This window comes from Leisingera aquimarina DSM 24565, from assembly GCF_000473165.1.
GTDB lineage: Bacteria > Pseudomonadota > Alphaproteobacteria > Rhodobacterales > Rhodobacteraceae > Leisingera > Leisingera aquimarina.
In genome coordinates this window covers 2,520,116-2,545,774 of sequence record NZ_KI421504.1, presented here as the reverse complement: position 1 = coordinate 2,545,774, position 25,659 = coordinate 2,520,116, and the positions used below count along the sequence as shown (strand labels likewise).

22 protein-coding genes, 5 tRNA genes and 1 pseudogene are annotated in these 25,659 nt (G+C 62.5%); 11 read left to right on the top strand and 17 right to left on the bottom strand.

All coding sequences use genetic code 11. From position 1 onward, the window contains the following. The first annotated feature begins 292 nt into the window (after nucleotides 1-292). Nucleotides 293-514 carry a hypothetical protein gene (locus AQUI_RS0116700; RefSeq protein ID WP_027258527.1) on the top strand — a complete coding sequence of 74 codons (222 nt, stop codon included), beginning with the start codon at nucleotides 293-295 and terminating at the stop codon, nucleotides 512-514. A 53-nt stretch (nucleotides 515-567) separates the two neighbouring features. Further along, the gene (locus AQUI_RS0116695) at nucleotides 568-957 is read left to right on the top strand and encodes a nuclear transport factor 2 family protein (RefSeq protein WP_027258526.1); all 390 of its coding nucleotides are present in this window, start codon (nucleotides 568-570) and stop codon (nucleotides 955-957) included. A 44-nt stretch (nucleotides 958-1,001) separates the two neighbouring features. On the opposite strand, the gene AQUI_RS0116690 is transcribed toward AQUI_RS0116695, so the two are convergent. The 8 genes from AQUI_RS0116690 to AQUI_RS0116655 form a co-directional block, all read right to left on the bottom strand. Further along, nucleotides 1,002-1,078 (bottom strand) — tRNA-Asp (locus AQUI_RS0116690). 80 nt (nucleotides 1,079-1,158) lie between these two features. After that, a tRNA-Asp gene (locus AQUI_RS0116685) sits at nucleotides 1,159-1,235 on the bottom strand. A gap of 82 nt (nucleotides 1,236-1,317) precedes the next feature. Next, nucleotides 1,318-1,394 (bottom strand) — tRNA-Asp (locus tag AQUI_RS0116680). 200 nt (nucleotides 1,395-1,594) lie between these two features. Beyond that, nucleotides 1,595-1,670: transfer RNA gene (locus AQUI_RS0116675), tRNA-Val, on the bottom strand. A 76-nt stretch (nucleotides 1,671-1,746) separates the two neighbouring features. After that, nucleotides 1,747-2,316 carry a histidine phosphatase family protein gene (locus AQUI_RS0116670; protein WP_027258525.1) on the bottom strand — a complete coding sequence of 190 codons (570 nt, stop codon included), beginning with the start codon at nucleotides 2,314-2,316 and terminating at the stop codon, nucleotides 1,747-1,749. A 115-nt stretch (nucleotides 2,317-2,431) separates the two neighbouring features. Next, nucleotides 2,432-2,506, bottom strand: a tRNA-Val gene (locus AQUI_RS0116665). Between the two features lie 13 nt (nucleotides 2,507-2,519). Beyond that, complete coding sequence (locus AQUI_RS30130) at nucleotides 2,520-3,065, bottom strand: HU family DNA-binding protein (RefSeq protein ID WP_245596935.1); 546 nt, start codon at nucleotides 3,063-3,065, stop codon at nucleotides 2,520-2,522. A gap of 134 nt (nucleotides 3,066-3,199) precedes the next feature. After that, complete coding sequence (locus tag AQUI_RS0116655; protein ID WP_027258524.1) at nucleotides 3,200-3,655, bottom strand: Lrp/AsnC family transcriptional regulator; 456 nt, start codon at nucleotides 3,653-3,655, stop codon at nucleotides 3,200-3,202. 132 nt (nucleotides 3,656-3,787) lie between these two features. Here AQUI_RS0116655 and AQUI_RS0116650 point away from each other — a divergent pair, with 132 nt between their 5' ends. Next, complete coding sequence (locus AQUI_RS0116650; RefSeq protein WP_027258523.1) at nucleotides 3,788-4,843, top strand: Glu/Leu/Phe/Val family dehydrogenase; 1,056 nt, start codon at nucleotides 3,788-3,790, stop codon at nucleotides 4,841-4,843. A gap of 308 nt (nucleotides 4,844-5,151) precedes the next feature. On the opposite strand, the gene lon is transcribed toward AQUI_RS0116650, so the two are convergent. Continuing rightward, the gene (gene lon, locus AQUI_RS0116645) at nucleotides 5,152-7,563 is read right to left on the bottom strand and encodes an endopeptidase La (RefSeq protein ID WP_027258522.1); all 2,412 of its coding nucleotides are present in this window, start codon (nucleotides 7,561-7,563) and stop codon (nucleotides 5,152-5,154) included. A gap of 455 nt (nucleotides 7,564-8,018) precedes the next feature. Here lon and rsgA point away from each other — a divergent pair, with 455 nt between their 5' ends. Beyond that, on the top strand, nucleotides 8,019-9,095 hold the full coding sequence (gene rsgA, locus AQUI_RS28240; protein ID WP_084294440.1) for a ribosome small subunit-dependent GTPase A: 1,077 nt from the start codon (nucleotides 8,019-8,021) through the stop codon (nucleotides 9,093-9,095). Nucleotides 9,096-9,152: 57 nt separating this feature from the next. Here the strand turns inward: rsgA and tgt are convergent, their stop codons facing one another. Further along, nucleotides 9,153-10,283, bottom strand: coding sequence for a tRNA guanosine(34) transglycosylase Tgt (gene tgt / locus AQUI_RS0116635; RefSeq protein ID WP_027258521.1), 1,131 nt, complete (start codon nucleotides 10,281-10,283; stop codon nucleotides 9,153-9,155). Between the two features lie 70 nt (nucleotides 10,284-10,353). Here tgt and rimK point away from each other — a divergent pair, with 70 nt between their 5' ends. From rimK to AQUI_RS0116615, 3 genes are all read left to right on the top strand, one after another. Continuing rightward, the gene (rimK, locus tag AQUI_RS0116630; RefSeq protein ID WP_027258520.1) at nucleotides 10,354-11,763 is read left to right on the top strand and encodes a 30S ribosomal protein S6--L-glutamate ligase; all 1,410 of its coding nucleotides are present in this window, start codon (nucleotides 10,354-10,356) and stop codon (nucleotides 11,761-11,763) included. 297 nt (nucleotides 11,764-12,060) lie between these two features. Continuing rightward, nucleotides 12,061-12,951, top strand: a complete 891-nt coding sequence (locus tag AQUI_RS0116620) for an SPFH domain-containing protein (RefSeq protein WP_027258519.1) — start codon at nucleotides 12,061-12,063, stop codon at nucleotides 12,949-12,951. Further along, nucleotides 12,948-13,226: an NfeD family protein gene (locus AQUI_RS0116615; protein ID WP_425411823.1), complete on the top strand. Its 279-nt coding sequence runs from the start codon at nucleotides 12,948-12,950 to the stop codon at nucleotides 13,224-13,226. The genes AQUI_RS0116620 and AQUI_RS0116615 overlap by 4 nt, the downstream gene beginning before the upstream one ends. A gap of 80 nt (nucleotides 13,227-13,306) precedes the next feature. Here the strand turns inward: AQUI_RS0116615 and AQUI_RS0116610 are convergent, their stop codons facing one another. Beyond that, nucleotides 13,307-14,077 (bottom strand): hypothetical protein, encoded by a 771-nt coding sequence (locus tag AQUI_RS0116610; RefSeq protein WP_027258517.1) that lies wholly within the window; start codon nucleotides 14,075-14,077, stop codon nucleotides 13,307-13,309. A gap of 246 nt (nucleotides 14,078-14,323) precedes the next feature. Here AQUI_RS0116610 and AQUI_RS0116605 point away from each other — a divergent pair, with 246 nt between their 5' ends. Continuing rightward, nucleotides 14,324-14,686 carry an SUF system Fe-S cluster assembly protein gene (locus AQUI_RS0116605; RefSeq protein ID WP_027258516.1) on the top strand — a complete coding sequence of 121 codons (363 nt, stop codon included), beginning with the start codon at nucleotides 14,324-14,326 and terminating at the stop codon, nucleotides 14,684-14,686. Nucleotides 14,687-14,758: 72 nt separating this feature from the next. Here the strand turns inward: AQUI_RS0116605 and AQUI_RS0116600 are convergent. Beyond that, nucleotides 14,759-15,963: pseudogene (locus AQUI_RS0116600) on the bottom strand (IS3 family transposase). Nucleotides 15,964-16,106: 143 nt separating this feature from the next. Between AQUI_RS0116600 and AQUI_RS0116590 the strand changes: the two are divergent. From AQUI_RS0116590 to tpiA, 3 genes are all read left to right on the top strand, one after another. Further along, a complete protein-coding gene (locus AQUI_RS0116590) occupies nucleotides 16,107-17,309 on the top strand; it encodes a glycerophosphodiester phosphodiesterase family protein (RefSeq protein ID WP_027258514.1) in 1,203 nt (400 codons plus the stop codon). Between the two features lie 157 nt (nucleotides 17,310-17,466). Beyond that, nucleotides 17,467-17,826 carry a HesB/IscA family protein gene (locus AQUI_RS0116585; RefSeq protein ID WP_027258513.1) on the top strand — a complete coding sequence of 120 codons (360 nt, stop codon included), beginning with the start codon at nucleotides 17,467-17,469 and terminating at the stop codon, nucleotides 17,824-17,826. A gap of 152 nt (nucleotides 17,827-17,978) precedes the next feature. Next, entirely contained in the window at nucleotides 17,979-18,728 is a 750-nt protein-coding gene (gene tpiA, locus AQUI_RS0116580; RefSeq protein WP_027258512.1) for a triose-phosphate isomerase, read from the top strand. A gap of 104 nt (nucleotides 18,729-18,832) precedes the next feature. Here tpiA and AQUI_RS0116575 read toward each other — a convergent pair whose 3' ends face one another. From AQUI_RS0116575 to AQUI_RS0116555, 5 genes are all read right to left on the bottom strand, one after another. After that, nucleotides 18,833-20,209, bottom strand: a complete 1,377-nt coding sequence (locus AQUI_RS0116575; RefSeq protein WP_027258511.1) for a TRAP transporter large permease — start codon at nucleotides 20,207-20,209, stop codon at nucleotides 18,833-18,835. After that, nucleotides 20,209-20,886 carry a TRAP transporter small permease gene (locus AQUI_RS0116570; protein ID WP_027258510.1) on the bottom strand — a complete coding sequence of 226 codons (678 nt, stop codon included), beginning with the start codon at nucleotides 20,884-20,886 and terminating at the stop codon, nucleotides 20,209-20,211. Before AQUI_RS0116570 ends, AQUI_RS0116575 begins: the two co-directional genes overlap by 1 nt. A gap of 100 nt (nucleotides 20,887-20,986) precedes the next feature. Continuing rightward, a complete protein-coding gene (locus AQUI_RS0116565; RefSeq protein WP_027258509.1) occupies nucleotides 20,987-21,988 on the bottom strand; it encodes a DctP family TRAP transporter solute-binding subunit in 1,002 nt (333 codons plus the stop codon). 659 nt (nucleotides 21,989-22,647) lie between these two features. Then, on the bottom strand, nucleotides 22,648-23,877 hold the full coding sequence (locus tag AQUI_RS0116560) for a sigma-54-dependent transcriptional regulator (RefSeq protein ID WP_027258508.1): 1,230 nt from the start codon (nucleotides 23,875-23,877) through the stop codon (nucleotides 22,648-22,650). Beyond that, nucleotides 23,874-25,616, bottom strand: coding sequence for a sensor histidine kinase (locus tag AQUI_RS0116555; protein ID WP_027258507.1), 1,743 nt, complete (start codon nucleotides 25,614-25,616; stop codon nucleotides 23,874-23,876). The genes AQUI_RS0116560 and AQUI_RS0116555 overlap by 4 nt, the downstream gene beginning before the upstream one ends. Nucleotides 25,617-25,659 lie beyond the last annotated feature (43 nt).

Here is a 25,659-nt window from a genome sequence, read left to right as displayed (position 1 = left end):
GAATGAGACTTTCAAACCGGGTACATTCAAACCTTGCCGTGGCAACGGCCTCCATTCTGCCTGTGCCTTAAAATGCAGCCAAAGCCAATGGCGGCCTCCCGCCCGTCATCAAGCCTCTTGCGAGGCCCTCTTCCCGTTGCGCCTGGCGCCGTGCCTCGGCACGGCGCCGGACCTGCACCCAGTACCGCCGTTTGTCTCCCATCCCTTTATCGGATTAAGAGTTGATTATCCGAACCGTCCGATACTGCATATGATTTCTGCCGCAACAGCGGACTACGATGGGAGACAGCAGATGGCACAAAGCAGATTCAACCGCCCGCCCGGTTTCGAAGGCAACCAGACTGACCCGGAAGAAAGCTACCGCGCCGGCTACCAGCACGGCACCCGCGTGATGCTGCGTTACTTGGAAACCATCCCGCAGGCAGACCTTGAACGTCTCAAGAAATGGGTCGATTTCGACCTTACCGGCTGGCGCCACGACACCGGTGCGGACCCGAACCCTCCGGCCCTTTGACCCCCCGGCCCTGACCGCTTGCACCTGATGCGCCTGTTCGCCAAAGTGGCGCCATGACGGAAAAGAAAATGACCGAAGGCCCGCAGCTGGCCGAAATACTCGCTCTGGAAACCAAGGTGTGGGAGGCACTAGTCTCTGGCGACCCCGAGGCCGATGGCCGGATGCTGTCGGAGGACTTCCTTGGCGTCTATCCCAGCGGCTTTTCGGACAAGGCAGGCCATTGCAGTCAACTGAGGGACGGGCCGGTGATGGCGCAATACCGGCTGAGTGATACGCAGCTGCGCGTCATAACAGAACATGCTGTACTGCTGTCCTACCGGGCGCGGTACCGCCCCTCAGGCAGCTCCCGCTGGCAGGTCATGCTGATCTCCTCGCTTTGGGAGAAGAGCGCGCCAGGCTGGCTCAACACTTTCAGCCAGGACACTCTGGAAACCGCAGCATAAACCCCAGCACAACTGCGCCCATGTATTGATAACCAAGAAGAAAGTGGCGCGGTTGACGGGGCTCGAACCCGCGACCCCCGGCGTGACAGGCCGGTACTCTAACCAGCTGAGCTACAACCGCGCGTTTGCCTTTCGGCGACCGTTTCCGGCCAGTGTTCCCCTCCGGGGCGGATCCTGGGATGCCAGGACGGCAGGCGAAAGTGGCGCGGTTGACGGGGCTCGAACCCGCGACCCCCGGCGTGACAGGCCGGTACTCTAACCAACTGAGCTACAACCGCATTTTCGCCTTGCGGCGGACTGTTTCCAGTCCAGTTCCCCTCCGGGGCGGATCCTGTTTTACCCCAGGATGAGGTGCAGCAGTGGCGCGGTTGACGGGGCTCGAACCCGCGACCCCCGGCGTGACAGGCCGGTACTCTAACCAACTGAGCTACAACCGCCCGCTGCACGTTCAGCATCGCTGCTGAATGTTGGGCTGTAATATTCCCACCCCTTAGAACCGTCAAGCAGTGTTTTGGCTTTTTCGGGACTTTCCCCCAAAAAAAATGCGGCTTCCCGGCAACCCCCTGAAACAGATAGAAAAAACCCAATGGATACGTGCCGAACGGCATCTCATCACGATCAATCTGCAAGGTGGGAATGGTGGGTCGTGAGAGGCTCGAACTCCCGACATCTTCGGTGTAAACGAAGCGCTCTACCAACTGAGCTAACGACCCGATAAGCGGGGATTTAGACAATGCCGCTGGACAGCGCAAGAGGAAAAAGAAGATTTTTTTCGCCTGGCTCGCCGGATCATTCCCAAACAGTTTCCGCCCCGTTTTCCAGCACATAAACGCACCCCTGCCCGTTCGGCAGCGCCGCCATCCTGTCGCGGGGCAAGCCGCAGATGATACCGCGCATCACTTGCCCCCAAAGCCCGTGCGCCACAACCACAGACGGCCCGGTCAGCGACTGCATGAAGTCCAGAATACGGCCATGAAAGCTGGCATAGCCTTCGCCGCCCGGGGCCTCGCAGAACAGGTCGAGGTTCCGCGGATTGGTGCTATGGATTTGAGGGTAGCGCTGCGCGACCTCCTGCAGCGTCATGCCCTGAAACACACCGGCAAAGGCCTCTGCCAGACGCGCGTCGGTCACAAACGGCGCCCCTTTCAAGGCGATATCCGCTGTCTGCTGGGCACGGCCCAGCGGGGACGCGTAGCAGGCCGGTTTCTGCTCCAGCACAGGCGCCATCAGACCGGCCTGCCGGCGGGCATGTTCAATGCCCAGCGGTGTCAGAGGTGATTCCAGCTGCCCCTGAATGCGGTGCTCTGCATTCCACTCGGTCTGCCCGTGCCGCAGCAGCCAGATTTTTGGAAACTGCATCACATGCCCCCCTGCCCGGTTTTATGGGCAAAGTGGTAACGACATGCCGGCGGCAACGGAACCCCGGAAACGCAAAAGGCGCTCAACCTTTTCAGGGAGCACCTTTTGGAAAGAATGGTGGGTGATAAGAGATTTGAACTCCTGACATCTTCGATGTGAACGAAGCGCTCTACCACTGAGCTAATCACCCGTGAGGCAGGCTTTTACCCGTCCGATGCGGCCTCTGCAAGAGGGTCATTCGAAGAATTTCCGGCTTCTCCGGAATTTTCTGCCGCCGCGTTTTTTGCGACGGCCGGCTGGCGCAGTTTGCATACGAACACTTTGCCGTTGCTGCGCTCCTGGCTGCGGTTGATGCGCAGTTTCCCGAACGGTTTGAGGTTCAGCTCACGGCCTTCGGCCACAGCCTCGCCCAGCAGCGCCAGAACCGCCTCTACCACCGGCTTTGCATCTTTCTTTTTGACACCGGAGCGTTCTACCGCCAGTTCCACCAGCTCCTTCTTGCTCAATTCCGGTGCAGCAACAACCGGCGAAGCCGCTGCAACAACCACCGGTTCCGGTGCAGCAGACGGATTGACCTCCGGCGCGTCCTGCTGCATCGGCGCGCTCGCGGCCGCCGCCGTGCCCGTTTCAGGTTTCACAGCTGCCGTCGTGGCGGTGGACGCCGTCAGCGTGCCCGTCTTCCGGACAGGTGCCTTGCCCGCGCCGGATTTGCGCGCGGATGTACTGCTTTTGCTGATTGCTTTTGCCATTTTGTGCCCCACGATCCTGTTTTTTTACCCTGCATCGGCCTCTCAGCTGCCCCGCGCCGTTGCGGTTGGCAGCCAGGCGTGCGGGCCTGCTCTGTGCAGCCAGCCTAACACAGGCACCCCCCGGCGTGAACCGGTTAGCAGGCCGGCAGGGCATCGCGCTGGATCATGGTGCGCAAGGTGAAGCTGGAGCGGGTGTTGCGAATACCCGGCACCCGCATAAGACGGTCTTCCAGAAACCGGTCGAAGTCCGGCAGGTCCTCGGCCACCACCCGCAACAGGATATCGCGGGTGCCGGTCATCAAGTAGCACTCCATCACCTGATCGAACTGGCGCACCGCTTTTTCAAAGGCCTGCAGGGCGCCGGTCGATTGGCGCTCCAGTTCCACCGCCACAAAGATCGTCACCGGCAGCCCCATCTTGGCCTGATCCACCCGCGCGGAATAGCCGCTGATCACGCCGCTTTCCTCCAGATTGGCCACCCGGCGCGCGCAGGGCGTTGGCGACAGCCCGACCGTTTCCGACAATTCGGAAATCTTCAGCCGCCCATTGCGCTGAAGCGCGGCCACAATCTTGCGATCAATTGAGTCCATGGAGCTTTCCCCTAAGAATGGCACATTCTGCAGAGCATACCACCAAACACTGCCGTTCCGGCAGGCCTTTTTGGTGAAAACCTGCGCCTGCGCCCTGGTATCATCGGGAAAAGTTTTGGAGGAACAATCCAGATGACAGTGACTGCCATCGCATCGACCACCCATGAAGAGATCTACCGCGTCGAAGAGGCCTCTGCGGGGCTGCTTGGCTTCATCGCCATCCACTCCACCCGGCTGGGCCCCGCCGCCGGCGGTTTGCGGATGCGCCCCTATGCCAGCGAAGAGGAAGCACTGACCGACGTTCAGCGGCTCAGCGAAGGCATGACCTACAAGAACGCCGCAGCGGGACTGACGCTGGGCGGCGGCAAAGCGGTGATCATCGGCGACCCTGCCCGGGACAAATCGCCGGACCTGCTGCGCGCCTTTGCCCGTGCCATCGAAAGCCTGGATGGCCGTTACATCACTGCCGAAGACATGGGGATGAGCCCCTCCGACATGGGTGTGCTGGCGGAGGAGACCCGGTTTGTGGCAGGCCTTGCCGATGGTGAGTTTGCCAGCGGCGATCCGTCGCCCATTACCGCCCGCGGCATTTTCAACGCGATTTGCACCACGCGCGCCCACAAGCACGGCAGCCGGGATCTGGGCGATGTCACCGTTGCGGTGCAGGGCCTGGGCCATGTCGGCTGGTATCTTTGCCAGTTTCTGACCGAGGCCGGCGCCAAACTGGTTGTGACGGACATCGACGAGGCCCGTGTAGAACAGGCAATTGCCGAATTCGAAGTCAAAGCAGTGCCGCTGGACGAAATCTACGGTGTTGACGCGGACGTCTTTGCCCCCTGCGCCATCGGCGGCATCTTGAATGCCCAGACGATCCCGCAGCTGAAGGCGGACATTGTCGCAGGCGGCGCCAACAACCAGCTTGCCACCGCTGCTGACGCCGCAGGCCTGCATGCGCGCGGCATCCTTTACGCACCCGACTTTGTAGCCAATGGCGGCGGCATCATCAACGTTGCGACCGAAATCCAGCGGATCAGGGACCGCAAGGGATTTGTCGCCGAAAAACTGCAGGCGCTGGACGAGACGATGGCCTCGATCCTGATCCAGGCTGAAGCAGCAGATGTCAGCCCGGCAGAGATGGCCATTGCCACGGTTCAGGCCAGAATGGCAAGTTCCAGCAAAGCTGCCTGACCGCCTATCCCTTCCGGCACCGCGGTGCACCCCCGCACCCGCACGGACCCCGGCCTGCTGCCGGTCTCCAAACGGATTTTGGGCCCGGCAGCCTGCCCCGCCCAACCGAAGCGGAGGCGCATCAGCTCATCCGGAAACGGGCGGGAGCCCTCCGCCCGCGCCTGAGATCTGTCGGCGCAAAACAGAAAAGACACGCAGAAAACTGGAATTCATGCCCCGGCAAGAAGGGCCAGAACGGAAGAGAGAACTGAAAAAGGGCGGCCCCGCGGGGCCGCCCTTTCTTTTCTTCCATCAGCTGAAGGCCGTGATCAGTGGGCAGTGGCGCCCGCCCCGTCCTCTGAGCCTTTCAAAGCCGCCTTGGCGGCCGCCGCTTCCTCGGCTTCCTGGTCCCATTCGATGGGATCCGGCTTGGACACCAGCGCGTGCTCCAGCACCTCGGACACATGGGACACCGGGATGATTTCCAGCCCTTCTTTCACATTATCCGGGATTTCCGGCAGGTCCTTTTCGTTCTCCTGCGGAATCAGCACAGTCTTGATGCCGCCGCGCAGTGCCGCCAGCAGCTTTTCCTTAAGGCCGCCAATGGCGCTGGCATTGCCGCGCAGGGTGACTTCGCCGGTCATGGCGATGTCCTTGCGCACCGGGATGCCGGTCAGCACCGACACAATCGCCGTGACCATCGCCAGGCCCGCGCTTGGGCCGTCCTTGGGCGTCGCGCCGTCGGGCACGTGCACATGGATGTCCAGCTTATCGAAGGAGGGCGGCTTGACGCCGATCTGCGGGCTGACCGAGCGCACATAGGAAGACGCTGCCTCGATCGACTCCTTCATCACGTCGCCCAGCTTGCCAGTTGTCTTCATCCGGCCCTTGCCCGGCAGCCGCAGCGCCTCAATGCTCAGCAGCTCACCGCCAACCGACGTATAGGCGAGGCCAGTGACCACACCGACCTGATCTTCCATCTCGGCCAGGCCATAGCGGAACTTCTTGACGCCCAGGAAATCATCCAGATTGTCCGCCGTGACAGTCACGCTGTCGGCCTCTTTCTTGATGATCTTGGTCAGCGATTTCCGCGCCACCTTAGCGATCTCGCGCTCCAGGTTCCGAACACCGGCTTCCCGCGTATAGGTGCGGATCATCTCGGTCACCGCGTCCTCGGTCAGCTCGAACTCCTTGGCCTTCAGGCCGTGGTTCTTGACCTGTTTGGAAATCAGGTGCTGCTTTGCGATCTCGCGCTTTTCGTCTTCGGTGTAGCCCGAGAGCGGAATGATCTCCATCCGGTCCAGGAGCGGCCCCGGCATGTTGTAGCTGTTCGAAGTGGTCAGGAACATCACGTTCGAGAGGTCGTATTCGACCTCCAGGTAGTGGTCCATAAAGGTGTTGTTCTGTTCCGGATCCAGCACCTCCAGCATCGCCGAGGCCGGGTCGCCGCGGAAATCTTGGCCCATCTTGTCGATCTCATCGAGCAAGATCAACGGATTGGTGGTCTTGGCCTTTTTCAGCGCCTGGATGATCTTGCCGGGCATCGAGCCAATATAAGTGCGGCGGTGGCCGCGGATTTCGCTCTCGTCGCGCACGCCGCCCAGAGAGATGCGGATGAACTCGCGCCCGGTAGCCTTGGCCACCGATTTGCCCAATGAGGTCTTGCCCACACCCGGAGGACCGACAAGGCACAGGATCGGCCCCTTCAGCTTGACCGAGCGCTGCTGCACCGCCAGATATTCGACGATTCGCTCCTTGACCTTCTCCAGCCCATAGTGATCCGCATCCAGGATCTCCTGCGCCTTGTTCAGGTCTTTCTTGACGCGGGATTTGTTGCCCCACGGGATCGACAGCATCCAGTCAAGATAGTTGCGCACAACGGTGGCTTCGGCCGACATCGGCGACATGTTCTTGAGCTTTTTCAGCTCCGCATCAGCCTTCTCGCGCGCCTCTTTCGACAGTTTGGTGGCGGCGATCTTCTCTTCCAGCTCGGCAATCTCGCCGGCACCCTCCTCACCGTCGCCCAGCTCCTTCTGAATGGCCTTCATCTGCTCATTCAGATAATACTCGCGCTGGGTCTTCTCCATCTGGGATTTGACGCGGGTCTTGATCTTTTTCTCGACCTGCAGGACCGACATTTCGCCCTGCATCAGGCCATAGACCTTCTCCAGCCGCTCGCTGATGGAAAGCGTTTCCAGCAGTTCCTGCTTGCGGTCCACCTCAATGCCCAAGTGGCCGGCGACCAAATCGGCCAGCTTGGCCGGTTCTGCGGTCTCGCCCACGGCGGACAGCGCCTCTTCGGGGATGTTCTTGCGCACCTTGGCGTAACGCTCAAACTCATCCCCTACGGTGCGCACCAGCGCCTCGGTGGTGGTGACGTCACCGGGCATTTCCGGCAGTTCTTCGGCCTTGGCCTCAAAGAAATTATCGTTTTCCAGGAATTCGGTGATCTTCACACGCGCCTGCCCCTCGACCAGCACCTTGACGGTGCCGTCGGGCAGTTTCAGAAGCTGCAGCACATTGGCCAACACGCCTACGGAATAGATGCTATCGGTTTCGGGATCGTCCTCGGACGGGTCGATCTGGCTGGACAACAGGATCTGCTTGTCGTCTGCCATCACCTCTTCCAGGGCGCGCACCGATTTTTCCCGGCCCACAAACAGCGGCACGATCATGTGGGGAAAGACCACAATGTCGCGCAGCGGCAGGACTGGGTAGGAGGAATTGAGTGGCTCTTGCATACTCGGTCCTTTGGTTTGGCAAGACGGCCCGGCCCCGGTATCCGGCAGCACTTGGCCCGTCTCCTCTTTGGATGTCTTTATCTGGGGGGATGGTTAACGGTTTTCAACCGGCCCGCCGCAAGGTCGCGCCCACATTGCCCGCAGCGCGCCCGGACCACAAGGGCGCAAATGGGGAAAGGGTGAGCAAAGCCCTAACAGGCCCGCCGCCGCCATTGACACAGCCCTTGATGCAACCTGACAGCGGCCGGAAATCCAGCACCTTGATCACCCCGGTGCCGGCGTCTAAACTGCACCCCGAAAACCGGAGATTGTATGACCTGAGTCATCCGGGCCCGCGGCATGTCGGCCCACACCAAACGCAAAAACCTTCAGTCCCGCAGTTTGCGGGCCGGTTATGCTTGGCCGCATTTCATCCTGCCACGCCCGTTAAACGGGCTCTCCGAGAGTTTTACGACATGAACCGCAGAAAACTTCCCGGCTTTCTGACCCCCCCTGTGCGCCCGCAGGTCTCTTCCGGCCTCAGCGAGCTGGGTTTCAAACCCTTTTTCCAACACCAAATGGCCGATGCCGCCGACGGCGCCACCCCGGCCCGCATCACCGCCATTCACCGCAGCCAGTTTGACCTCATCAGCGCTGACGGCCCCCTCACTTGCCCGGCCATTGAAGGCGCCGCGGTCGGGGACTGGCTGCTGCTTGACCCTGAAACGGGGCACAGCACCGCCCTGCTTGAGCGGGCCTCCCTGTTCAAACGGCGCGCACCAGGCACCGGCCGCGAAACCCAGCTGATTGCCGCCAATATCGACACGCTGTTTATCGTCACCTCCTGCAACCACGACTTCAACATAGCCCGGCTGGAACGATTTCTGGCGCTGACGAACGAGGCTGGCGCAACCCCGGTGATCATTCTGACCAAGGCAGACCTTGCAGACGATCCTGACAGCTACCGCCTGCAGGCCCAATCCCTGCAGGCAGGTCTGGTTGCCGAGACCATTGACGCCACCAACCCGGCGGAGGTGAACCGCTTGCGCGCCTGGTGCGGCCTGGGCGAAACAGTGGCACTGGCCGGCTCCTCAGGTGTCGGCAAGTCCACGCTGGCAAACACCCTGGCCCGCGGAGGGCTGATGCAAACCGGCGCAATCCGCGAAGATGACAGCAAAGGCCGCCATACAACCTCTCACCGCCAGATGCTGCGGCTGTCCGGGGCCGGCTGGCTGATCGACACCCCCGGCATGCGCGAGCTGCAGATATCAGACGCCCAGGAGGGTATTGATATGGTGTTTCAAGATCTTGCTGAAACCTCGGCGCACTGCCATTTCAACAATTGCCGTCACGAAAGTGAACCGGGCTGCGCCATTCAAAACGCAATCATGGACGGGCAGCTTGACCCGGCCCGGGTGGCACGCTGGAAAAAGCTGCGAACCGAGGACGCTTTTAACGCGCAGTCCCTGGCGGAACGCCGCGCCGCTGGCAAAGCGTTCGGCAAGATGGTCAAACAGGCCAAACGCATCAAACGCGTCAAACGAAAGAAATAAGCCCCACGGCCCGAACCCGCCCCTGGCGCGGCAGCGCCGGGGGTATCCGGCAGCCCGTTACAGCGGCTCGATATCGCCTTGCGCGCGGGTCTCGTGGAAATCTTTCTGCCAGGCCTCAAAGGTGCCCGCGGCAATCGCATCCCGCATGCCTCCCATGATCTCCTGAAAATAATGCAGGTTGTGCCAGGTCAGCAGCATCCCCGAGATCATCTCGTTCGAGCGGAACACATGGTGCAGATAGGCGCGGGAGTAGCTGGAACAGGCCGGGCAGCTGCACTGCTCATCCAGGGGCCGCGGATCGTCCTGGTGGCGGGCGTTCTTGATATTCACCACACCATAACGGGTAAAGGCCTGCCCGGTGCGGCCGGAACGGGACGGCAGCACGCAGTCCATCATATCGATGCCGCGGGCCACCGCGCCGACGATGTCGTCGGGCTTGCCGACCCCCATAAGATAGCGCGGCTTGTCCTCGGGCAGGAAACCGGGGGCGTAATCAAGGCAATCGAACATCGCTTCCTGCCCCTCGCCCACCGCAAGGCCGCCAACCGCATAACCTTCGAATCCGATCTTCTTCAGCGCTTCGGCGCTTTCTTCGCGCAGGTCCTGCTCCAGCCCGCCCTGCATGATCCCGAACAGCGCGTGGCCGGGACGGTCGCCGAAAGCTTCGCGCGACCGCTCTGCCCAGCGCATCGACAGCTGCATCGATTCCGCAATCCGCTCCCGGTCCGCAGGCAGCGCCGGGCATTCGTCGAAACACATCACGATATCCGAGCCCAGCAGGCGCTGGATTTCCATTGAGCGTTCCGGTGTCAGCTCATGCTTGGAGCCGTCGATATGGCTCTTGAAGGTCACGCCCTTCTCGGTCAGCTTGCGCAGCCCCGCCAGCGACATCACCTGAAATCCGCCCGAGTCGGTCAGGATCGGGCGCTCCCAGTTCATGAACTTGTGCAAGCCCCCCAAACGGTCGATGCGTTCCGCCGTCGGGCGCAGCATCAGGTGGTAGGTGTTGCCCAGCAGGATATCGGCGCCGGTCGCGCGCACGCTTTCCGGCATCATTGCCTTCACGGTCGCGGCAGTGCCAACCGGCATAAAGGCGGGCGTGCGGATTTCGCCGCGCGGCGTATTGATGACACCCGTGCGCGCCTTGCCGTCGGTTGCCTTCAGTTCAAAGTTGAAAAGCTCTGCCATCTTCCATTCCTGCCGTTACTATCAAACCGGCACACCGGTGATTCACCCCTAATGCCAAGGAGCCAACTCCATGTCCACAGCCGACGCCGCAGCGCAATTGAAACTCGGCTGGGAGGAATGGGTCAGCCTGCCCGACCTTGGCCTGCCCGCATTGCGCGTCAAGGTCGACACCGGCGCCCGTACCTCCTCGCTGCACGCCACCGGCATTGAAACCTTTGGCCCGGCCAGCGCCCCCAAGGTGCGCTTTATGGTGCATCCCATCCCCGGCCAGTACGATCTGGAAATCCCCTGCTCCGCACTGATCAAGGACCGGCGCGAAGTGACCTCCTCCAACGGCGAAAGCGAAATGCGCTTCGTGATCGAAACCCCGATGGAGATCGCGGGCCAGTCCTGGCCGGTGGAGCTGACGCTGACCGACAGGCGCGGCATGGCAAAACACATGCTGCTGGGCCGCCAGGCGCTGACCGAGAACGTGACCGTGGTGCCCGGCGAACGCCTGTGCCAGCCGGAACTGGATTATTCGGTCTACGCTTCCGCCAGCATCCGCAAGTCCGCCCCGAAACGCGCCCTGCGCATTGCCGTGCTCAGCCGCGAGGACAACTACTCCACCCGCCGCCTGGTGGAAGAGGGCGAAAACCGCGGCCACACAGTGGAGGTGATCAACACCACCCGCTGCTACATGGCGCTGAATGCACTGGCGCCCGAGGTCCATTATGACGGCAAGCGCCTGCCCCGCTATGACGCGGTGATCCCGCGCATCGGCGCCTCCGTCACCCAATACGGCACCGCCCTGCTGCGCCAGTTCGAAACCGTGGGCACCTATTGCATCAACGGCGCCGAAGGCATCACCGCCAGCCGTGACAAGCTGCACGCGCATCAGATCCTGGCCCGCCACAAGATCGGCATGCCTGCCACCGCCTTTGCCGCCTCTCCCAAGGACACCGGCAGCCTGATCCAGATCGTGGGCGGCGCGCCGCTGATTGTGAAGCTGCTGGAAAGCACACAAGGCAAGGGCGTGGTGCTGGCGGAAACCACAAAAGCCGCCGAAAGCGTGATCACCGCCTTCCGCGGGCTCAAGGCCAACTTCCTGGTACAGCAATTTGTCAAGGAAGCCGCAGGCGTGGATATCCGTTGCCTGGTGGTCGGCTCCAAAGTCGTGGCGGCGATGAAACGGTCAGGCGCCGAGGGCGACTTCCGCTCCAACCTGCACCTGGGCGGCAGCGCCGAAATGGTGCGCATCAGCAAGGAGGAACGCTCCACCGCCGTCCGCGCCGCCCGTGCCTTTGGCCTCAACGTGGCGGGCGTGGATCTGTTGCGGTCGGAAGCCGGCCCCAAGGTGCTGGAGGTCAATTCCTCCCCGGGCCTGGAGGGGATCGAGAAAACCTCCTCCAAAAACATCGCTGCGCTGATCTACGCCGAAATCGAAGACCGGGTCCGCCCCACCCCGATGCGGCGGCTCAAATCCGGCCCCGCCGCCTGAACCGGCACGGCAGCCCTGCTTTCAGGGCTTGCCAGCCGCCCTCGCCCGCGCCCATAGAAGTCTTGAAGACCGCCGCCGCAAAACACATCTGCATACCACTGCACACAACAGGGCGCTCCGTTGAACAAAGCCAAATCACCCGGTGGGTTGCCCAGTGAATTACCCAACGGTCCACCCAGTACCTTTGCCGGTGAATTGACCGGTGAGTTACAGTCACTCAGCGGGCCGCAGACCTCGGCCACGCTCGCCCAGCCCGGCGAACCAGCCGCCGCCGCAGAACAACCAAAGGAATTTTTGATGAACGAAGACCTGATTCTGGACCTCCTATCCAGCAACCTGCTGTATTTGCTGGGTGCGGTGCTGCTGATCATCGTAGTGCTGAAGGGGGTGCGCATCGTGCCGCAGTCCGAAAAATACGTGATCGAACGGTTCGGCCGCCTGCATTCAGTGCTGGGGCCGGGCATCAACTTCATCGTGCCGTTCCTGGATGTGGCCCGCCACAAGGTGTCGATCCTGGAACGCCAGCTCCCGAATGCCACCCAGGACGCCATCACCAAGGACAACGTGCTGGTGCAGATCGACACATCGGTGTTCTACCGCATTCTGGAACCGGAAAAGACCGTCTACCGGATCCGCGATGTGGACGGCGCCATTGCCACCACTGTGGCCGGCATCGTGCGGGCCGAGATCGGCAAGATGGATCTGGACGAGGTGCAATCCAACCGCTCGCAGCTGATCGGGCAAATCCAGCATTCGGTCGAAAGCGCCGTCGATGACTGGGGCATCGAGGTGACCCGCGCCGAGATCCTGGATGTGAATCTGGACCAGGCCACCCGCGACGCGATGCTGCAGCAGCTGAACGCCGAACGCGCCCGCCGCGCCCAGGTAACCGAGGCCGAAGGCGCGAAACGCGCCGTCGAGCTGAACGCCGACGCCGAGCTTTATGCCGCCGAACAGACCGCCAAGGCCCGCCGCATCCAGGCCGAGGCCGAGGCCTATGCCACCGAAGTCGTCGCCAAGGCGATCCGTGAAAACGGTATCGAGGCAGCACAGTATCAGGTCGCGCTGAAACAGGTGGAATCGCTGAATGCGCTCGGCAAGGGCGCGGGCAATCAGACCATCCTGGTTCCCGCCCACGCGCTGGAGGCCTTTGGCAACGCCTTCAACCTGCTGAAAGGGGGCAAATGATGGACATGCCGTTCTGGGCCCTGTGGTGGGTGTGGGGCGCCGCGGCGCTGGTGCTGGCCATACTGGAGGTTCTGGCACCCGGCTTTGTCTTTCTCGGCTTTGCCATCGGCGCCGCTGCGGTCAGCTTGCTGCTGCTGGCCGGCGCCGGCCTCAGCCTGCCGCCGCTGTTGCTGATCTTTGCGGTGCTGTCGCTGGCGGCCTGGCTGGTGATGCGCCGCTTTTTTGCCCTGCCCAAGGGCCAGGTGAAGACCTTCAACCACGACATCAACGACTGACAACACTGGCTGACAACAGGCCGGGCTGCGCATCACCGCGGCCCGGCCAATGCGGCACGGCCCATGCGGTACGGCTAGTGTCAGAACCTGAAACCCAGCCCCGCCAGCAGCCCGTGCGTCACCGCATCATGGCGGAAAAAGCTGTCCGTGCCGCGGATGCCACCCTGATACTCCACCCCCAGCCCGCGGTACATCACATAGATCGAGGCCCGCTCCCAGCGGTCATAAATCAGCCCGCCCATGGCGGACCAGCTTTGATCCGACCCGACGCCAAAGCCGCCGATATCGCCCTCCAGGGAAACACTGAACCGCGGCGACAGGCGCCGCTCCCAGCGCAGCCCCGCAATCGGATCGGTCCATGTGCCGCCGCGCCGCACCGCGCCGCCCGGCAGATTTGCCGTCACCTCCACATCCCAGTGGCGCAGCCCGCCAAAGACCTCAAACCGGTCCCGCCCCTGGTCGAAGCTGTAGGTCACTACCGCCTCAGCCATGTTCTGGTCATAGGCTGCAGCCACCGCGCCCGCAGCGCTTTGCGCTGTGCGGTCCGAATCCATCACCGCATAGCGCAGCCGGAATCCGAAACGGCTGCTGTGGCGCCCCTCGAACGCCAGCATCCCGCCGGCCTGCAGCTCATCGAAAACATCGCCCGCATCAATCGACAGACCGCCACCTGCCTGCCCCAGCTCGGTTGTGCCCTCTACCGATGGCGCCAGCACAAAGGGCGTCAGCTGCCAGCGCCACGCTCCCTGTGCCCGGGCCTCTCCCGCCGTGCCGGCCGCAGCCAGGCAGCTGCCCGCAAGCACAAGGGCAGCGGCGTTCGCACATCTGCGGGTCGCAGTTTTCCCTGGCATGGCCTCTCTCCGCTCCTGCCCGCACACAGCAGCTCCGTGGCCGGACACCGGCGCACGGCCCGCAACCTTCGGGCAGCGTTTACGAAATCATCGTGGGGGAACCACAATTTAGCGCGCTCACCCCATCAAATCAAATTTTCACGAAAGAGTGATTAACAGAACATTCCCGCTGCAGCGTGCGCCGCCTCTGGACGCCGGGCCGTACATTCCCTATATAAACCGTCGGAATATCAGACCGGAATCCTCATGACCAACCCTTCCGAACCGCTTGAAGGCGCACCGCTAATCGCGCCCTCCTCCGTCAGCCACCCGCTGTACGAGGCCGTGACCGACGCCTGCCGCTCCGTCTATGACCCGGAAATCCCGGTGAACATCTACGAGCTGGGCCTGATCTACACGATCGACATCAACGACGAGAACGACGTCAAAATCATCATGACCCTGACCGCACCGGGCTGCCCGGTCGCGGGCGAGATGCCGGGCTGGCTCGTCGACGCCATCTCGCCGGTGCCGGGGGTGAAAACTGTTGACGTCGAACTCACCTGGGAGCCGCCCTGGGGCATGGAGATGATGTCCGACGAGGCCCGCCTGGAACTGGGCTTCATGTAAGCCCGCATACCCTGTGCCCGGATCCGGCCCCTGCATCTGCGGGGGTGATCCAGCCCCCGTTCAACCGGACACCTAAGCGGTTTCGGTTTTGGCTCTAATGAACTCGCGGGGCGAGCGCCATATCAAGCCGGAATGCGGATGGTTTTCGGTATAGTCTTCGATCCGTTTTCCTATCAATGACAGAACAGTTTCAGCGTTAGGCAGTGGATTGACCCGGACGCAGTCTCGCTTCAGCGTTTTCACAAAAGCTTCTGACATGCCGTCGGACTGCGGGCTGGCGGCCGGTGTGAAGCAGGGCTTCGAGCCGAGCTGGCGGGCAAAGATGCGGGTGCCCTTCGCCGTGTAAGCGCTGCCGTTGTCGGAGAGCACCTCGATCACCTCGGGCGCGCGGTATGTGCCCAAGCGTTTCTCGACAGCCTCCAGCAGCATGTCACGCACATCCGAGCCGCGGATCCCGGCATTTGCCACGGCGCGCCAGGAGATGATCTCGCGGCCATGGGCATCGATCAGGAAGGCTGCCCGGATGACATTGCCATTCCAGCAGGTGAATTCCACCCCATCGCTGCACCAGCGCAAGTTCGAGCGCATCATCACGGCCTTGCCGTCATGGCGGCGCTCGGGCCGGTCGAACCCGGATCGCTGCAACAGCAGGTTGTTGTTTTTCATGATGCGATCGACGCGCTTGCGGTTCACAGGCGCGAGCCCTGCGGTCCTGAGTTCCCGGTTCAGAACCGCCGTAATCCGGCGGCAGCCATAGGTCGGGCGCTTTGCCACCAGCCGTTCGATATGCGGCGTCGCGCTCCCACTCAGCCGTTTGTGCAGGTTCGAGCGGGACACGCCCAAAGTTTCAGTGACGGCTTTCATGGCAAATCGTCCCGTTTCAGCGACTGCGCAAGCAAGGCCGGTTTTTTTAACCGTGACTTGTCGAGCGCTTCCTTCAGGATCTCGACTTCAAGCGTTTTGCGCCCGAGCTGGCGTTCGAGCTCCCGGATGCGAGCCTCCATCTCCCGCACCGTCTTGTTGACCCCTCTCGGCAGATTTGGCTTTACCAAATCGCCTGCCGGTCAGCGGGTGACACTGTCGTCTCCTGTCACGGCGGTACTGCCCCCCTTCAAGCATCAGTTTGCGCCAACGATACTGCAGATTGGGCGCCACGCCATTGCGCCGCGCAACGGCGGAAATGCTCTCGCCGTCATACAAGGTCTCTTCCACGATCCGCAGCTTATCAGCCGCAGACCAGCGCCGCGACGGCGGCCGCCGTCGGTGATGATTTCAATCTCAGACGCATGTGCTTAAGGTTATCCTTAAGCCTCCAGGCTCAGGCCGAGGTGTCCGATCGAAAAGGGGGCCAGTTCAGGAGGTCTTTTCATTTTCTGGCCCGCGGGCCTAAGGTGCGGCAGCCCTAGACCTGGAGCCCCCCATGCGCCATGCCCTGCTGTCTGCAGCCCTGCTGCTGCTTCCCGCCCCCGGCACTGCGGACCCTCCGGCCCTCAGCTACGGCCCGCGCCCGGCCTATCTGATCAGCCAACTGCCCGAAGGTGCGCTCAAGGACAGGCTGCAGGCCTGCGCAGGCCAGACCCCGGCGCGCACGGACTTCTCCATCGGCCACCGCGGCGCGCCGCTGATGTTCCCCGAACACACCGCCGAAGGATACCAGGCCGCCGCCGCCATGGGCGCGGGCATTCTGGAATGCGACGTCACCTTCACCCGCGACCTGGAACTGGTCTGCCGCCATGCGCAGAACGACCTGCACCGAACCACGGATATCCTGACCTCTCCGCTCGCGGACCGCTGCATTAAACCGTTTACCCCGGCGGCAGGCGCCTCCCCCGCCAGCGCCGAATGCCGCAGCTCCGAGCTGACCCTGGAAGAATTCCGCAGCCTGCGCCCGAAAATGGACAGCGCCAACCCCTTTGCCGCCACCCCGCAGGACTATCAAGGCGGCCTCCCCTCCTGGCGCAGCACGCTTTACTCCGGCAACGTCCGAACCCTGACCCATGCGGACTCAATCGCTCTGTTCCGGGACCTCGGCGTCAAATTCATGCCCGAGCTGAAGGCCCCCGCGGTCCCGATGCCCTTCAACGGCTTCACACAGGCGGATTTTGCACAAAAACTGATCGATGACTACAAAACCGCCGGCATCCCGCCCGCCGACGTCTGGGTGCAAAGCTTCAGCCTGGACGATATCCTCTACTGGATCGAACACGAACCGGAATTCGGCCGCCAAGCGGTGCTGCTCGACGCCAGTTATCGGCACGAGGGGTTCGATCACACCGACCCGGCCACCTTCCCCTATGACTTCGCGGAGTTGCACGCGCAGGGCGTCAACTACCTGGCGCCGCCTCTGTGGATGCTGGTGACCGTGCAGGGCGGCCGCATTGTCCCTTCCGCCTATGCCATTGCCGCCAAATCCGCCGGGCTCAGGCTGATCACCTGGACGCTGGAACGCTCCGGCCCGCTGCAAGGTGGCGAATGGTACTTTCAGTCACTCGCAGATCTCTCCCCCTGCGATGGCATGTATTACCAATTGCTGGACGTTCTGGCACAGGACGCAGGCGTCAAAGGCGTTTTCTCCGACTGGCCTGCCACCGTCACCTACTATGCAAATTGCATGGGGCTGTGACACCATCAGCCCGCGAAAGGCGGCAGCGCAGGTTTCAGGCCGCTCCGGCCATAAAAATCCGCATACAGAATGCATGTTACCTGCCTGTCTGGACATTTGCGGGGTTGAGCCGCGGTAGCACCGGCCCTAGATAGGGATTAAGTGTAAGGAGAAACCCATGTTCGGCATTCCCGGCAAGCAGGCTGTCACCATGACGCCCAAAGCGGCAACGCAGATCGCCAGGCTGATGGCCAAGGACGGCCACGCGGGCCTGCGCATCGGCGTCAAGAAAGGCGGCTGTGCAGGCATGGAATACACCATGGAGTATGTCAACGAGCCCTCCGCCAACGACGAGGTGGTGGAGCAGGACGGCGCCCGCATCCTGATCGCGCCGATGGCGCAGATGTTCCTGTTCGGCACTGAGATCGACTATGAGGTTACGCTGCTGGAAAGCGGTTTCAAGTTCAACAACCCCAACGTCACGGACGCCTGCGGCTGCGGCGAGTCGATCAGCTTCAAGGAACTGCCCGGCACCTGATCCGGCGCACCAGGAAAGAATACACCGAGCGGGGCATTCCCCGTCCTTCTTGCTGCCTGCCCTCTTCCGGCCAAAGCTTTCAAGCGAATTGCACCGCTCTGCAGCCGGTGCTACCAGTCACGCCCAAACAGGACACTCGGAGGCATATCCCCATGCGGCGGAAACTGGCAGCAGGCAATTGGAAAATGAACGGCACCGGCGCAAGCCTCACGGAACTGGCAGCCCTGGCCGAAAACCATGCGAACCCGGCCGCGGACATCCTGATCTGCCCGCCCGCAAGCCTGTTGTCGCGCGCTGCGGACACCGCCCAGGGCAGCGCCGTCGCCATCGGCGGCCAGGATTGCCACGCTAATGCTGCGGGCGCCCATACCGGCGATCTTTCAGCTGCCATGCTCCAGGACGCAGGCGCCTCCGCCGTGATCCTCGGCCACTCCGAACGCCGCGCCGATCACGGCGAAACTGACGCTCAAATCTGCGCCAAAGCCGAAGCCGCCCTCGCAGAAGGCCTGACCGCTGTGATCTGCATCGGTGAAACCCTGTCCGAGCGCGAAGGCGGCGACACGCTGAAGGTGGTTGGCACTCAGCTTGCAGGTTCCGTCCCGGCCTCTGCCACCGGCGAAAACACTGTTGTGGCATACGAACCGGTCTGGGCCATCGGCACCGGCAAGGTGCCGACGCTGGAGCAAATTGCCGAAGTGCACAACTTCCTGCGCGCCGAACTCACCACCCGTTTCGGGGTGAAGACCGCAGAGGCCGTCCGCCTGCTCTACGGCGGCTCGGTCAAGCCATCAAACGCAGGCGAAATCTTCGCCGTCTCCAACGTCGACGGCGCGCTTGTGGGCGGTGCCAGCCTGAAGGCCGCGGATTTTTCCCCGATCATCACCGCTCTGGAAACCCCCTGAGCCAAGAAAATTCGAATTTTCCTGGCAAAATTCTTCCAAGAATTTTGCCAAGAACGCAAAACGGCGCCCGAACAACCGGGCGCCGTTTTCTTTTCTGCAAAGCCTTACTTTGTTATGATCTCCGGCCCCATCACGGCGTTTGGCAAAACGGTGGACAGCCAGGGGATATAGGTGATCATGATCAGGAAAACGAAGAGCACCGCCAGGAAGGGCAGAGCTGCGCGCACCACCCCCATCATCGGCATCCCCGCCACACCCGAGGTCACAAACAGGTTCAGGCCAACCGGCGGGGTAATCATCCCGATTTCCATATTCACCACCATGATGATGCCGAGGTGGATGGGATCAATGCCCAGCTCGACCGCAATCGGGAACACCAGCGGCGCGACGATCACCAACAGGCCCGAAGGCTCCATGAACTGGCCGCCGATCAGCAGGATCACGTTCACAATCACCAGGAACATCACCGGGCCAAAGCCTGCCGACAGCATCGCACTGGCAATCTGCTGCGGCACCTGCTCGTCGGTCAGAACATGCTTCAGGATCAGCGCATTGGCGATCACGAACAGCAGAGTTACCGTCAGTTTGCCCGCCTCGAACAGCGTATGTTTGGTGTCGCTGTGCAGGAAGGCAGTCAGCAGCGCATAGGGTTTCTTCAACAGCGGCGTCTTCGCCTCGCCCTCGCCATTCGCCAGAGGCCCCATGTCCTTGTAGACAAAGCTCGCGATGAAGAAAGCATAGACAGCCGCCACTGCTGCCGCCTCGGTCGGGGTGAAGATACCGCCATAGATACCGCCCAGGATAATCACGATCAAGAACAGGCCCCAGCCCGCGTCTCGCGCTGACTCAAAGATCTCGCCCCAGCCGTTCCACTCGCCCTTGGGCAGGTTCTTGACCTTGGCCATCACATAGATGGTGACCATCAGCATCAGACCCGCCATCAGGCCCGGAATGACACCGGCCAGGAACATCCGGCCGACCGAGACTTCAACGGCGGCGGCATAGACCACCATCACAATCGACGGCGGGATCAGGATGCCCAGCGTGCCTGCATTACAGATCACGCCCGCCGCGAACTCCTTGGAATAGCCCACCTGCCGCATGCCTGCGATCACGATGGAGCCGATGGCCACCACGGTTGCAGGCGAGGAGCCGGAAAGTGCGGCAAACAGCATGCAGGCAAACACACCCGCGATCGCCAGCCCGCCCGGCAGATGGCCGACGCAGGCGATTGAGAAGCGGATGATCCGCCGCGCCACGCCGCCGGTGGTCATGAACGACGAGGCCAGAATGAAGAACGGGATCGCCAGCAGCGTGAAATGCCCTTCAAAGGCTTCAAACAGCGTGCCCGCAACCGACGCCAGCGAACTGTCGGAATAGATCAGCAGAAAAATCGTCGAGCTGAGGCCCAGCGACACCGCAATCGGCACCCCGATCAGCAGCAGGCCAATCACCATCGCAAAGAGAATTACCACTTCCATCAGTCATGCTCCCCGCGCTGCGCCCGCACGGCGTCCAGCTCATCTTCCACTTCATGGCTGGCGACCAGCCGGTCCACGTCACCGCGGGCAATCTGCAGCGCCGCCTGAATGAAACGGAACACCAAAAGCAGCATCGACACCGGCAGCACCACATAAGGCACCACCTTCGGCAGCTTCTCATACGCCTCGCCGTAGTTGATCAGGTCTTCCAGAAACTTGAAGACTGCCACCATCGGCACGTCCTGCACCTCATAAAAGCTCTGGCTGCGCGCCTTCATGTCAAACCCGGTCGGGAACCAGCGCCCTGAGGTCGGCGGCAGGTCGGCAAACACCGCCCAATAGTCATAAGCGCCCTTCAGCAGCAGCAAGGAGAACACGATGCAGCAGGCGGCAGCGAACAGTCCCACCACCTTGCGCGTTCCCGGTGCCAGCATGTTGACAATGGCGTCAACGCCCAGATGCGCATGGGCCTTCACCGCATAGGACGCGCCCAGCAGAACTAGCCAGGCAAACAGGAACACCGTCAGCTCCAGCGCCCATAGAATGTTGGAATTGAACACAAACCGCGCGATCACATTGGCAAAAGTAATTGCCGTCATCAGCCCCAGCAGGAGCGCGATCAGAGTTTCTTCGAGTGAGTTGATAAGCCCGCTCGGGCCGGTTCCGGACCCCGCCATGGCTGCCTCCCAAATTTTGCGGAAAGGGGTGCAGGCGGCGGATCCCCATGCCGCCTGCGGTCAGGAGGCCCCGATACGGGCCTCCCGGAAAAAGCCTGCCTTAGAGGCCTGCGTTGATGGCTTGCGCCGCGTCGATCTTCTCCTGGCCGACGTCGCCTGCGAATTTCTCCCAGACCGGCTTCATCGCTTCGACCCAGGCCGCGCGCTGCTCAGGGGTCAGCTCGCGCACCACGCCGCCGGCATCAATGATCGCCTGACGCGCTTCACCGTTCACCTTGGTGGATTCGGCGTTCCGGGTCGCGGTGACTTCATTCAGGATGGTCAGGAACTGGTCGCGCACCGCCGGGTCCAGACTGTCCAGCCAGTCCACGGAGGTCACCACCAGATAGTCCAGCGCGCCATGGTTGGTCTCGGTCACCCCGTCCTGCACCTCAAAGAACTTCTTGCCGTAGATGTTGGACCAGGTGTTCTCCTGACCGTCCACAACCCCCTGCTGCAGCGCGCCGTAGACTTCCGAGAACGCCATTTTCTGCGGCGAGCCGCCGATCGCTTCCATCTGCGCCACCAGCACGTCCGAGGACTGCACCCGGAACTTCAGCCCATTGGCGTCCGAAGGGTCCACCAGCGGCTTGTTGGCCGACATCTGCTTCATGCCGTTGTGCCAGTAGGCAAGCCCCTGCAGGCCGCGGCGCTGCATTGAATCCAGCATCTCCTGGCCGGTTTCAGACGCCTGGAACGCATCCACCGCTTCGATATTCTTGAACATGAACGGCAGATCGAACAAGCGGAACTGCTTGGTGAATTTCTCAAACTTAGACAGCGAAGGCGCGGCCAGTTGCACATCGCCCTGCAGCATCGCTTCCAGCACCTTATTGTCGTTGTAAAGCGTCGAGTTCGGATAGACCTCCAGGCACATAGTGCCGTTCATCTCGTCATTGATGCGCTGTTCCAGCAACGAGGCGGCAATCCCTTTGGGGTGCTTGTCGGTGTTCGTGACGTGGCTGAACTTCACCACGATCTCGCCGTCGTCACAGGCGGCACTTGCGGCGCCTGCGGTCACAGCCAGAGCCAGTGCGGTGGCGGCAGTTGTCAGGAATTTCATGGTCTTTTCCTCCCAGAAAAATCGTCTGTAAATCCGAAGTTGCACTCAGCGCATGGCTGAGGCCCGCCCAAAGCATCCCAAGTTGCGGAAAACCGCTCAACAATTGATTCGAGAATCATGCGCCTGTCGGATTTTTCGCGTTATCGCATGAACTTGCAGGTCAGACCAAATGTGCAAAAGCAGCGCTTGCCGCAAGCTGTGCGAAATCCCGCACAGGGCATTCCGGGCTTTGTGCGGAAATCCGCACAAGTGTTAGCGCCGGACAGAACTGCAAAGGAATCGCCGCCCTTCTTCTGGCTGAAAAAATCCCTGCCGGAGGCATCCGGCCTCTCCCCCTCACGCCGTCCGCCGGGGCGTTGCGTCCTCACCGTACGCACCGCTTGCCGCTCCTTAACCCCGGCTTGCGATACTCCTTCCCGTCGCGACATCGGTGCGGGCCGGCACCCCGCACCAACAGGAGATCACAGGACCCCCGAGACCACCTCATCATCGGGTGCAGGGGCGTCCCGCAACGAAGGCTTCAGCGGACATGGGGCTTGCGACCCCCGTCCTCCCTCCGCCCTTGCCCCCATTCGAGGTTCCTGGCGGCGCCGCCTCCCTAAGTACCCCGGCAAAAACGCCGGAGCGGACAATCCTCATGGCTCTTAAGCCCGGCGCCGTCAGCGGCGGTAATCCTCAGGCCGGATGCCATAGCGGGCCAGCTTGTCATAAAACGTCTTGCGCGGCAGCCTCAACGCCTCCGCGGCCGCAGCCGCACGCCCGTTGGCGCGGCCCAATGCGGCAATCAGCAGCGAGCGCTCCACCTGCGCCATCTGCTCCGCCAGCCCCAGCCCGGCGGCCACGACGGCCTCCTCGGGCATTCCCAGCACAAACCGCATCGCCGCCGACATCAGGGAGCGCGCATTGCCTGGCCAATCCTGCGCCATCAGGGCTGCCAGATGGTCCTGCGAAACCTCTGGCGCCTCGATCCCCGCCTGCTCCGCCGCCTGCGCCACGTAATGGCGGAACAGCACCGGAATATCACCGGGGCGTTCGGCCAGCGAGGGGATCCGCACCCGCATCACATCCAGACGGTAGAACAGGTCGGCACTGAAACTGCCAGCCTCCGCCTTGCCCGCCAGATCGGCGCTGGAACCGGCTATGATCCGAACTCCGCTGCCCTGCTCCAACTGCGCCAGCAGCGCATATTGCGCCGCTTCCGGCAGCGCCTGCACTTCATCCAAAAACAGCGACCCGCCCGCGGCCTCCTGGCACAGCTCCGCCACTGCCTCGGCTGCCAGCCCGGCGGCGGGGCGTTTCACAAACGGCCCCTGCCCCGCAGGCGACATCAGGTGAATGACCTCCGCCACCTTGGAAATACCGCTGCCCGGCGCGCCTGTGACCAGCACCTCGGCCCCCGTCGGCGCCACCGCCCGTACCCGCTGGCGCATTTCCTTGGCCTGCGGCGAGGTTCCGAACAACAACCGCGCAGCCGGGTCGCCGGTCTCCAGCTGATGCTTCAGCCGCCGGTTTTCCAGCACCAGTGCGCGAGTTTTCAACGCCCGCTCCAGCACCGGCAGGAAATCCGCCGCCGCACAGGGTTTCTCCAGGAAATCAAATGCCCCCTGCGACATTGCCTTGACCGCCATCGGAATATCGCCCTCGCCGGTCAGCAGCACCACCGGCAGCTCCTCGTCAGCACCGCGGGCATAGTCCAGCAGATGAAACCCGTCCCGCCCCGGCATCCGGATATCCGATACGACAATGCCGTCGAACGCCAGTGTGATGTGGTCCTTCGCCGCCACAAACGACCCGCAGGCCACCACATCCAGATCATTCAGCTCCAGCGTCTGGGCCAGTGCCTCGCGCACCGCCGCATCGTCATCCACCAGCAGCACCTTGCGGGTCATGCGGCATCTCCTTTCTCAGCCCTTTCGCGCCACGGCTCCAGTTCCACCGTGAACACCGCACCGCCGCCGGTATTGGCACCGCGGATATTGCCGCCAAAGCTTTGCACCAACCCGTAAGAAATCGACAACCCCAACCCCATGCCTTCGGAACTGCCCACCGCCTTGGTGGAGTAAAACGGGTCGAACATCTTCTCCGGCTCCTTGATGCCGGGGCCGCTGTCCTGCACCCGCACCTGCAGCCGCGGGCCAGTTTCGACAGAGATCGAGATCACCTGATCCACCTGCCCCTGCATCGCATCCGCCGCGTTGTTGATCAGGTTCACAAACACCTGCGTCAGCCGCACCTCGCCGCCCCAGGCCAGCACCAGTGCTGTATGGGCCGCCTCGTCCCAGCGCAGATCGACATGGTCCGCCTTCAGGCGCGGCGCGGTCAGTTCCACTGCAGCGTTGATCACCTGAAACAGATCCACCCGTCCCATCGGCTCGCTTTCATTGCGGGCAAAGGCGCGCAGGTTCTTGATGATCCGCGCCATCCGCGCCGCCATGTCGGCAATCCGGCCCAGATTCTCGCCGGTCCGCTCCGCCTTGCCGCGCTCCAGAAAGGCCGTACCGTTTTCTGCATATTGCTGGATCGCCATCAAGGGCTGGTTCAATTCATGACTGATGCCCGCCGACATCTGCCCCAAAGCGGACAGCTTGCCCGCCTGCACCAGATCCTCCTGCGCGCGTTTCAGGGCGGCTTCGGCTTCCTCGCGTTCGCGCACCTCGCGGCGCAGCCGGGTGTTGGCCGCCGACAGATCCCGGGTGCGCTGCTCAACCCGGCTTTCCAGCACTGCATTGGCCTCGGCCAGGGTGCGGCGGCGCTCCATCACGATGAACAGCATGGCGCCCAGAGCCAGGCACACCGCCGCCAACGCCGCCGCTTGCAAGGCCGCGATCCGCCGGGCCGGCGCTACATCCACCAGGATTTCGCCTGTCATTCCAATCAGCGGCAAGTCCACGGAAAGATGCAGCGCGCGGCCGGGCAAATAGGGGCTGCCCTCAAGACTCCAGATTTCATGCCCTGCATAGCGGTCCCTGCGCGTGACACTCGGGGTTCCCTCCTCCGCACCGCGCTGCCAGAACAGCAATTCGGACCGGTTGGAAATGAACACCTCGCCGCTGATGCCGGTAAAGAACACCGCCGGCAGCGAGCCGCGCCAGGTCTGTTCCACATCATTCACATCCGCTGCCACAACCAAAGCGCCATGCACACCGCCGGGCCGAAACACCGGCGCAGCATAGAAATAGGCCCGCCGCCCGCCCGGCCGCAAAACCGCGTGGCCGGTGCCCATTGCCCCCTGCATGGCGCGGATGAAATACGCCTGCTCCGAGACATCCGGGCCGGACACCCCTTCGGCTGCCGCCATCACCCGGCCGTCCGCAGCGGCAAAAAACACATCCAGCGCCGCGGTCTTATCAGCAACCGCGCGCAGCAGCTCCGCCGCCGCGTCCTGCGCCGCGGGCGTAGACAGATCCGTCAGCGCCGGGTGTTCGGCGGTCAGCACCGCCAGTTCCTGATAGACCTGCAGCTGCGTGCTGACCCGGTCCGACGCCAAGGCCAGATCCGCCGCGCTGCGCTCTGCCAGGCTGTCCAGAGCCTGGCGGTAGCCATAAGACCAGACCGCCAGCGCCAATGCCGCCACGGCCAACAGGAACCCGGCAGGCAGACTCCAGCGAAGAAGTTGCTGTGTTTTCATTGCGGCACGTTATCAAAGCGGCCCTTGCATTGACCAGATGCAA

Coding starts and splice junctions, on each gene's coding strand:
- AQUI_RS30130 (WP_245596935.1), bottom strand. CDS start 3,065: ATGGCAAAAGCAATCAGCAAAAGCAGTACATCCGCGCGCAAATCCGGC.
- AQUI_RS0116670 (WP_027258525.1), bottom strand. CDS start 2,316: ATGCAGTTTCCAAAAATCTGGCTGCTGCGGCACGGGCAGACCGAGTGG.
- AQUI_RS0116575 (WP_027258511.1), bottom strand. CDS start 20,209: ATGGAAGTGGTAATTCTCTTTGCGATGGTGATTGGCCTGCTGCTGATC.
- AQUI_RS0116700 (WP_027258527.1), top strand. CDS start 293: ATGGCACAAAGCAGATTCAACCGCCCGCCCGGTTTCGAAGGCAACCAG.
- AQUI_RS0116565 (WP_027258509.1), bottom strand. CDS start 21,988: ATGAAATTCCTGACAACTGCCGCCACCGCACTGGCTCTGGCTGTGACC.
- AQUI_RS0116590 (WP_027258514.1), top strand. CDS start 16,107: ATGCGCCATGCCCTGCTGTCTGCAGCCCTGCTGCTGCTTCCCGCCCCC.
- AQUI_RS0116570 (WP_027258510.1), bottom strand. CDS start 20,886: ATGGCGGGGTCCGGAACCGGCCCGAGCGGGCTTATCAACTCACTCGAA.
- AQUI_RS0116605 (WP_027258516.1), top strand. CDS start 14,324: ATGACCAACCCTTCCGAACCGCTTGAAGGCGCACCGCTAATCGCGCCC.
- tpiA (WP_027258512.1), top strand. CDS start 17,979: ATGCGGCGGAAACTGGCAGCAGGCAATTGGAAAATGAACGGCACCGGC.
- lon (WP_027258522.1), bottom strand. CDS start 7,563: ATGCAAGAGCCACTCAATTCCTCCTACCCAGTCCTGCCGCTGCGCGAC.
- AQUI_RS0116650 (WP_027258523.1), top strand. CDS start 3,788: ATGACAGTGACTGCCATCGCATCGACCACCCATGAAGAGATCTACCGC.
- rsgA (WP_084294440.1), top strand. CDS start 8,019: ATGAACCGCAGAAAACTTCCCGGCTTTCTGACCCCCCCTGTGCGCCCG.
- AQUI_RS0116615 (WP_425411823.1), top strand. CDS start 12,948: ATGATGGACATGCCGTTCTGGGCCCTGTGGTGGGTGTGGGGCGCCGCG.
- AQUI_RS0116555 (WP_027258507.1), bottom strand. CDS start 25,616: ATGAAAACACAGCAACTTCTTCGCTGGAGTCTGCCTGCCGGGTTCCTG.
- AQUI_RS0116695 (WP_027258526.1), top strand. CDS start 568: ATGACGGAAAAGAAAATGACCGAAGGCCCGCAGCTGGCCGAAATACTC.
- AQUI_RS0116560 (WP_027258508.1), bottom strand. CDS start 23,877: ATGACCCGCAAGGTGCTGCTGGTGGATGACGATGCGGCGGTGCGCGAG.
- AQUI_RS0116585 (WP_027258513.1), top strand. CDS start 17,467: ATGTTCGGCATTCCCGGCAAGCAGGCTGTCACCATGACGCCCAAAGCG.
- tgt (WP_027258521.1), bottom strand. CDS start 10,283: ATGGCAGAGCTTTTCAACTTTGAACTGAAGGCAACCGACGGCAAGGCG.
- AQUI_RS0116655 (WP_027258524.1), bottom strand. CDS start 3,655: ATGGACTCAATTGATCGCAAGATTGTGGCCGCGCTTCAGCGCAATGGG.
- AQUI_RS0116610 (WP_027258517.1), bottom strand. CDS start 14,077: ATGCCAGGGAAAACTGCGACCCGCAGATGTGCGAACGCCGCTGCCCTT.
- AQUI_RS0116620 (WP_027258519.1), top strand. CDS start 12,061: ATGAACGAAGACCTGATTCTGGACCTCCTATCCAGCAACCTGCTGTAT.
- rimK (WP_027258520.1), top strand. CDS start 10,354: ATGTCCACAGCCGACGCCGCAGCGCAATTGAAACTCGGCTGGGAGGAA.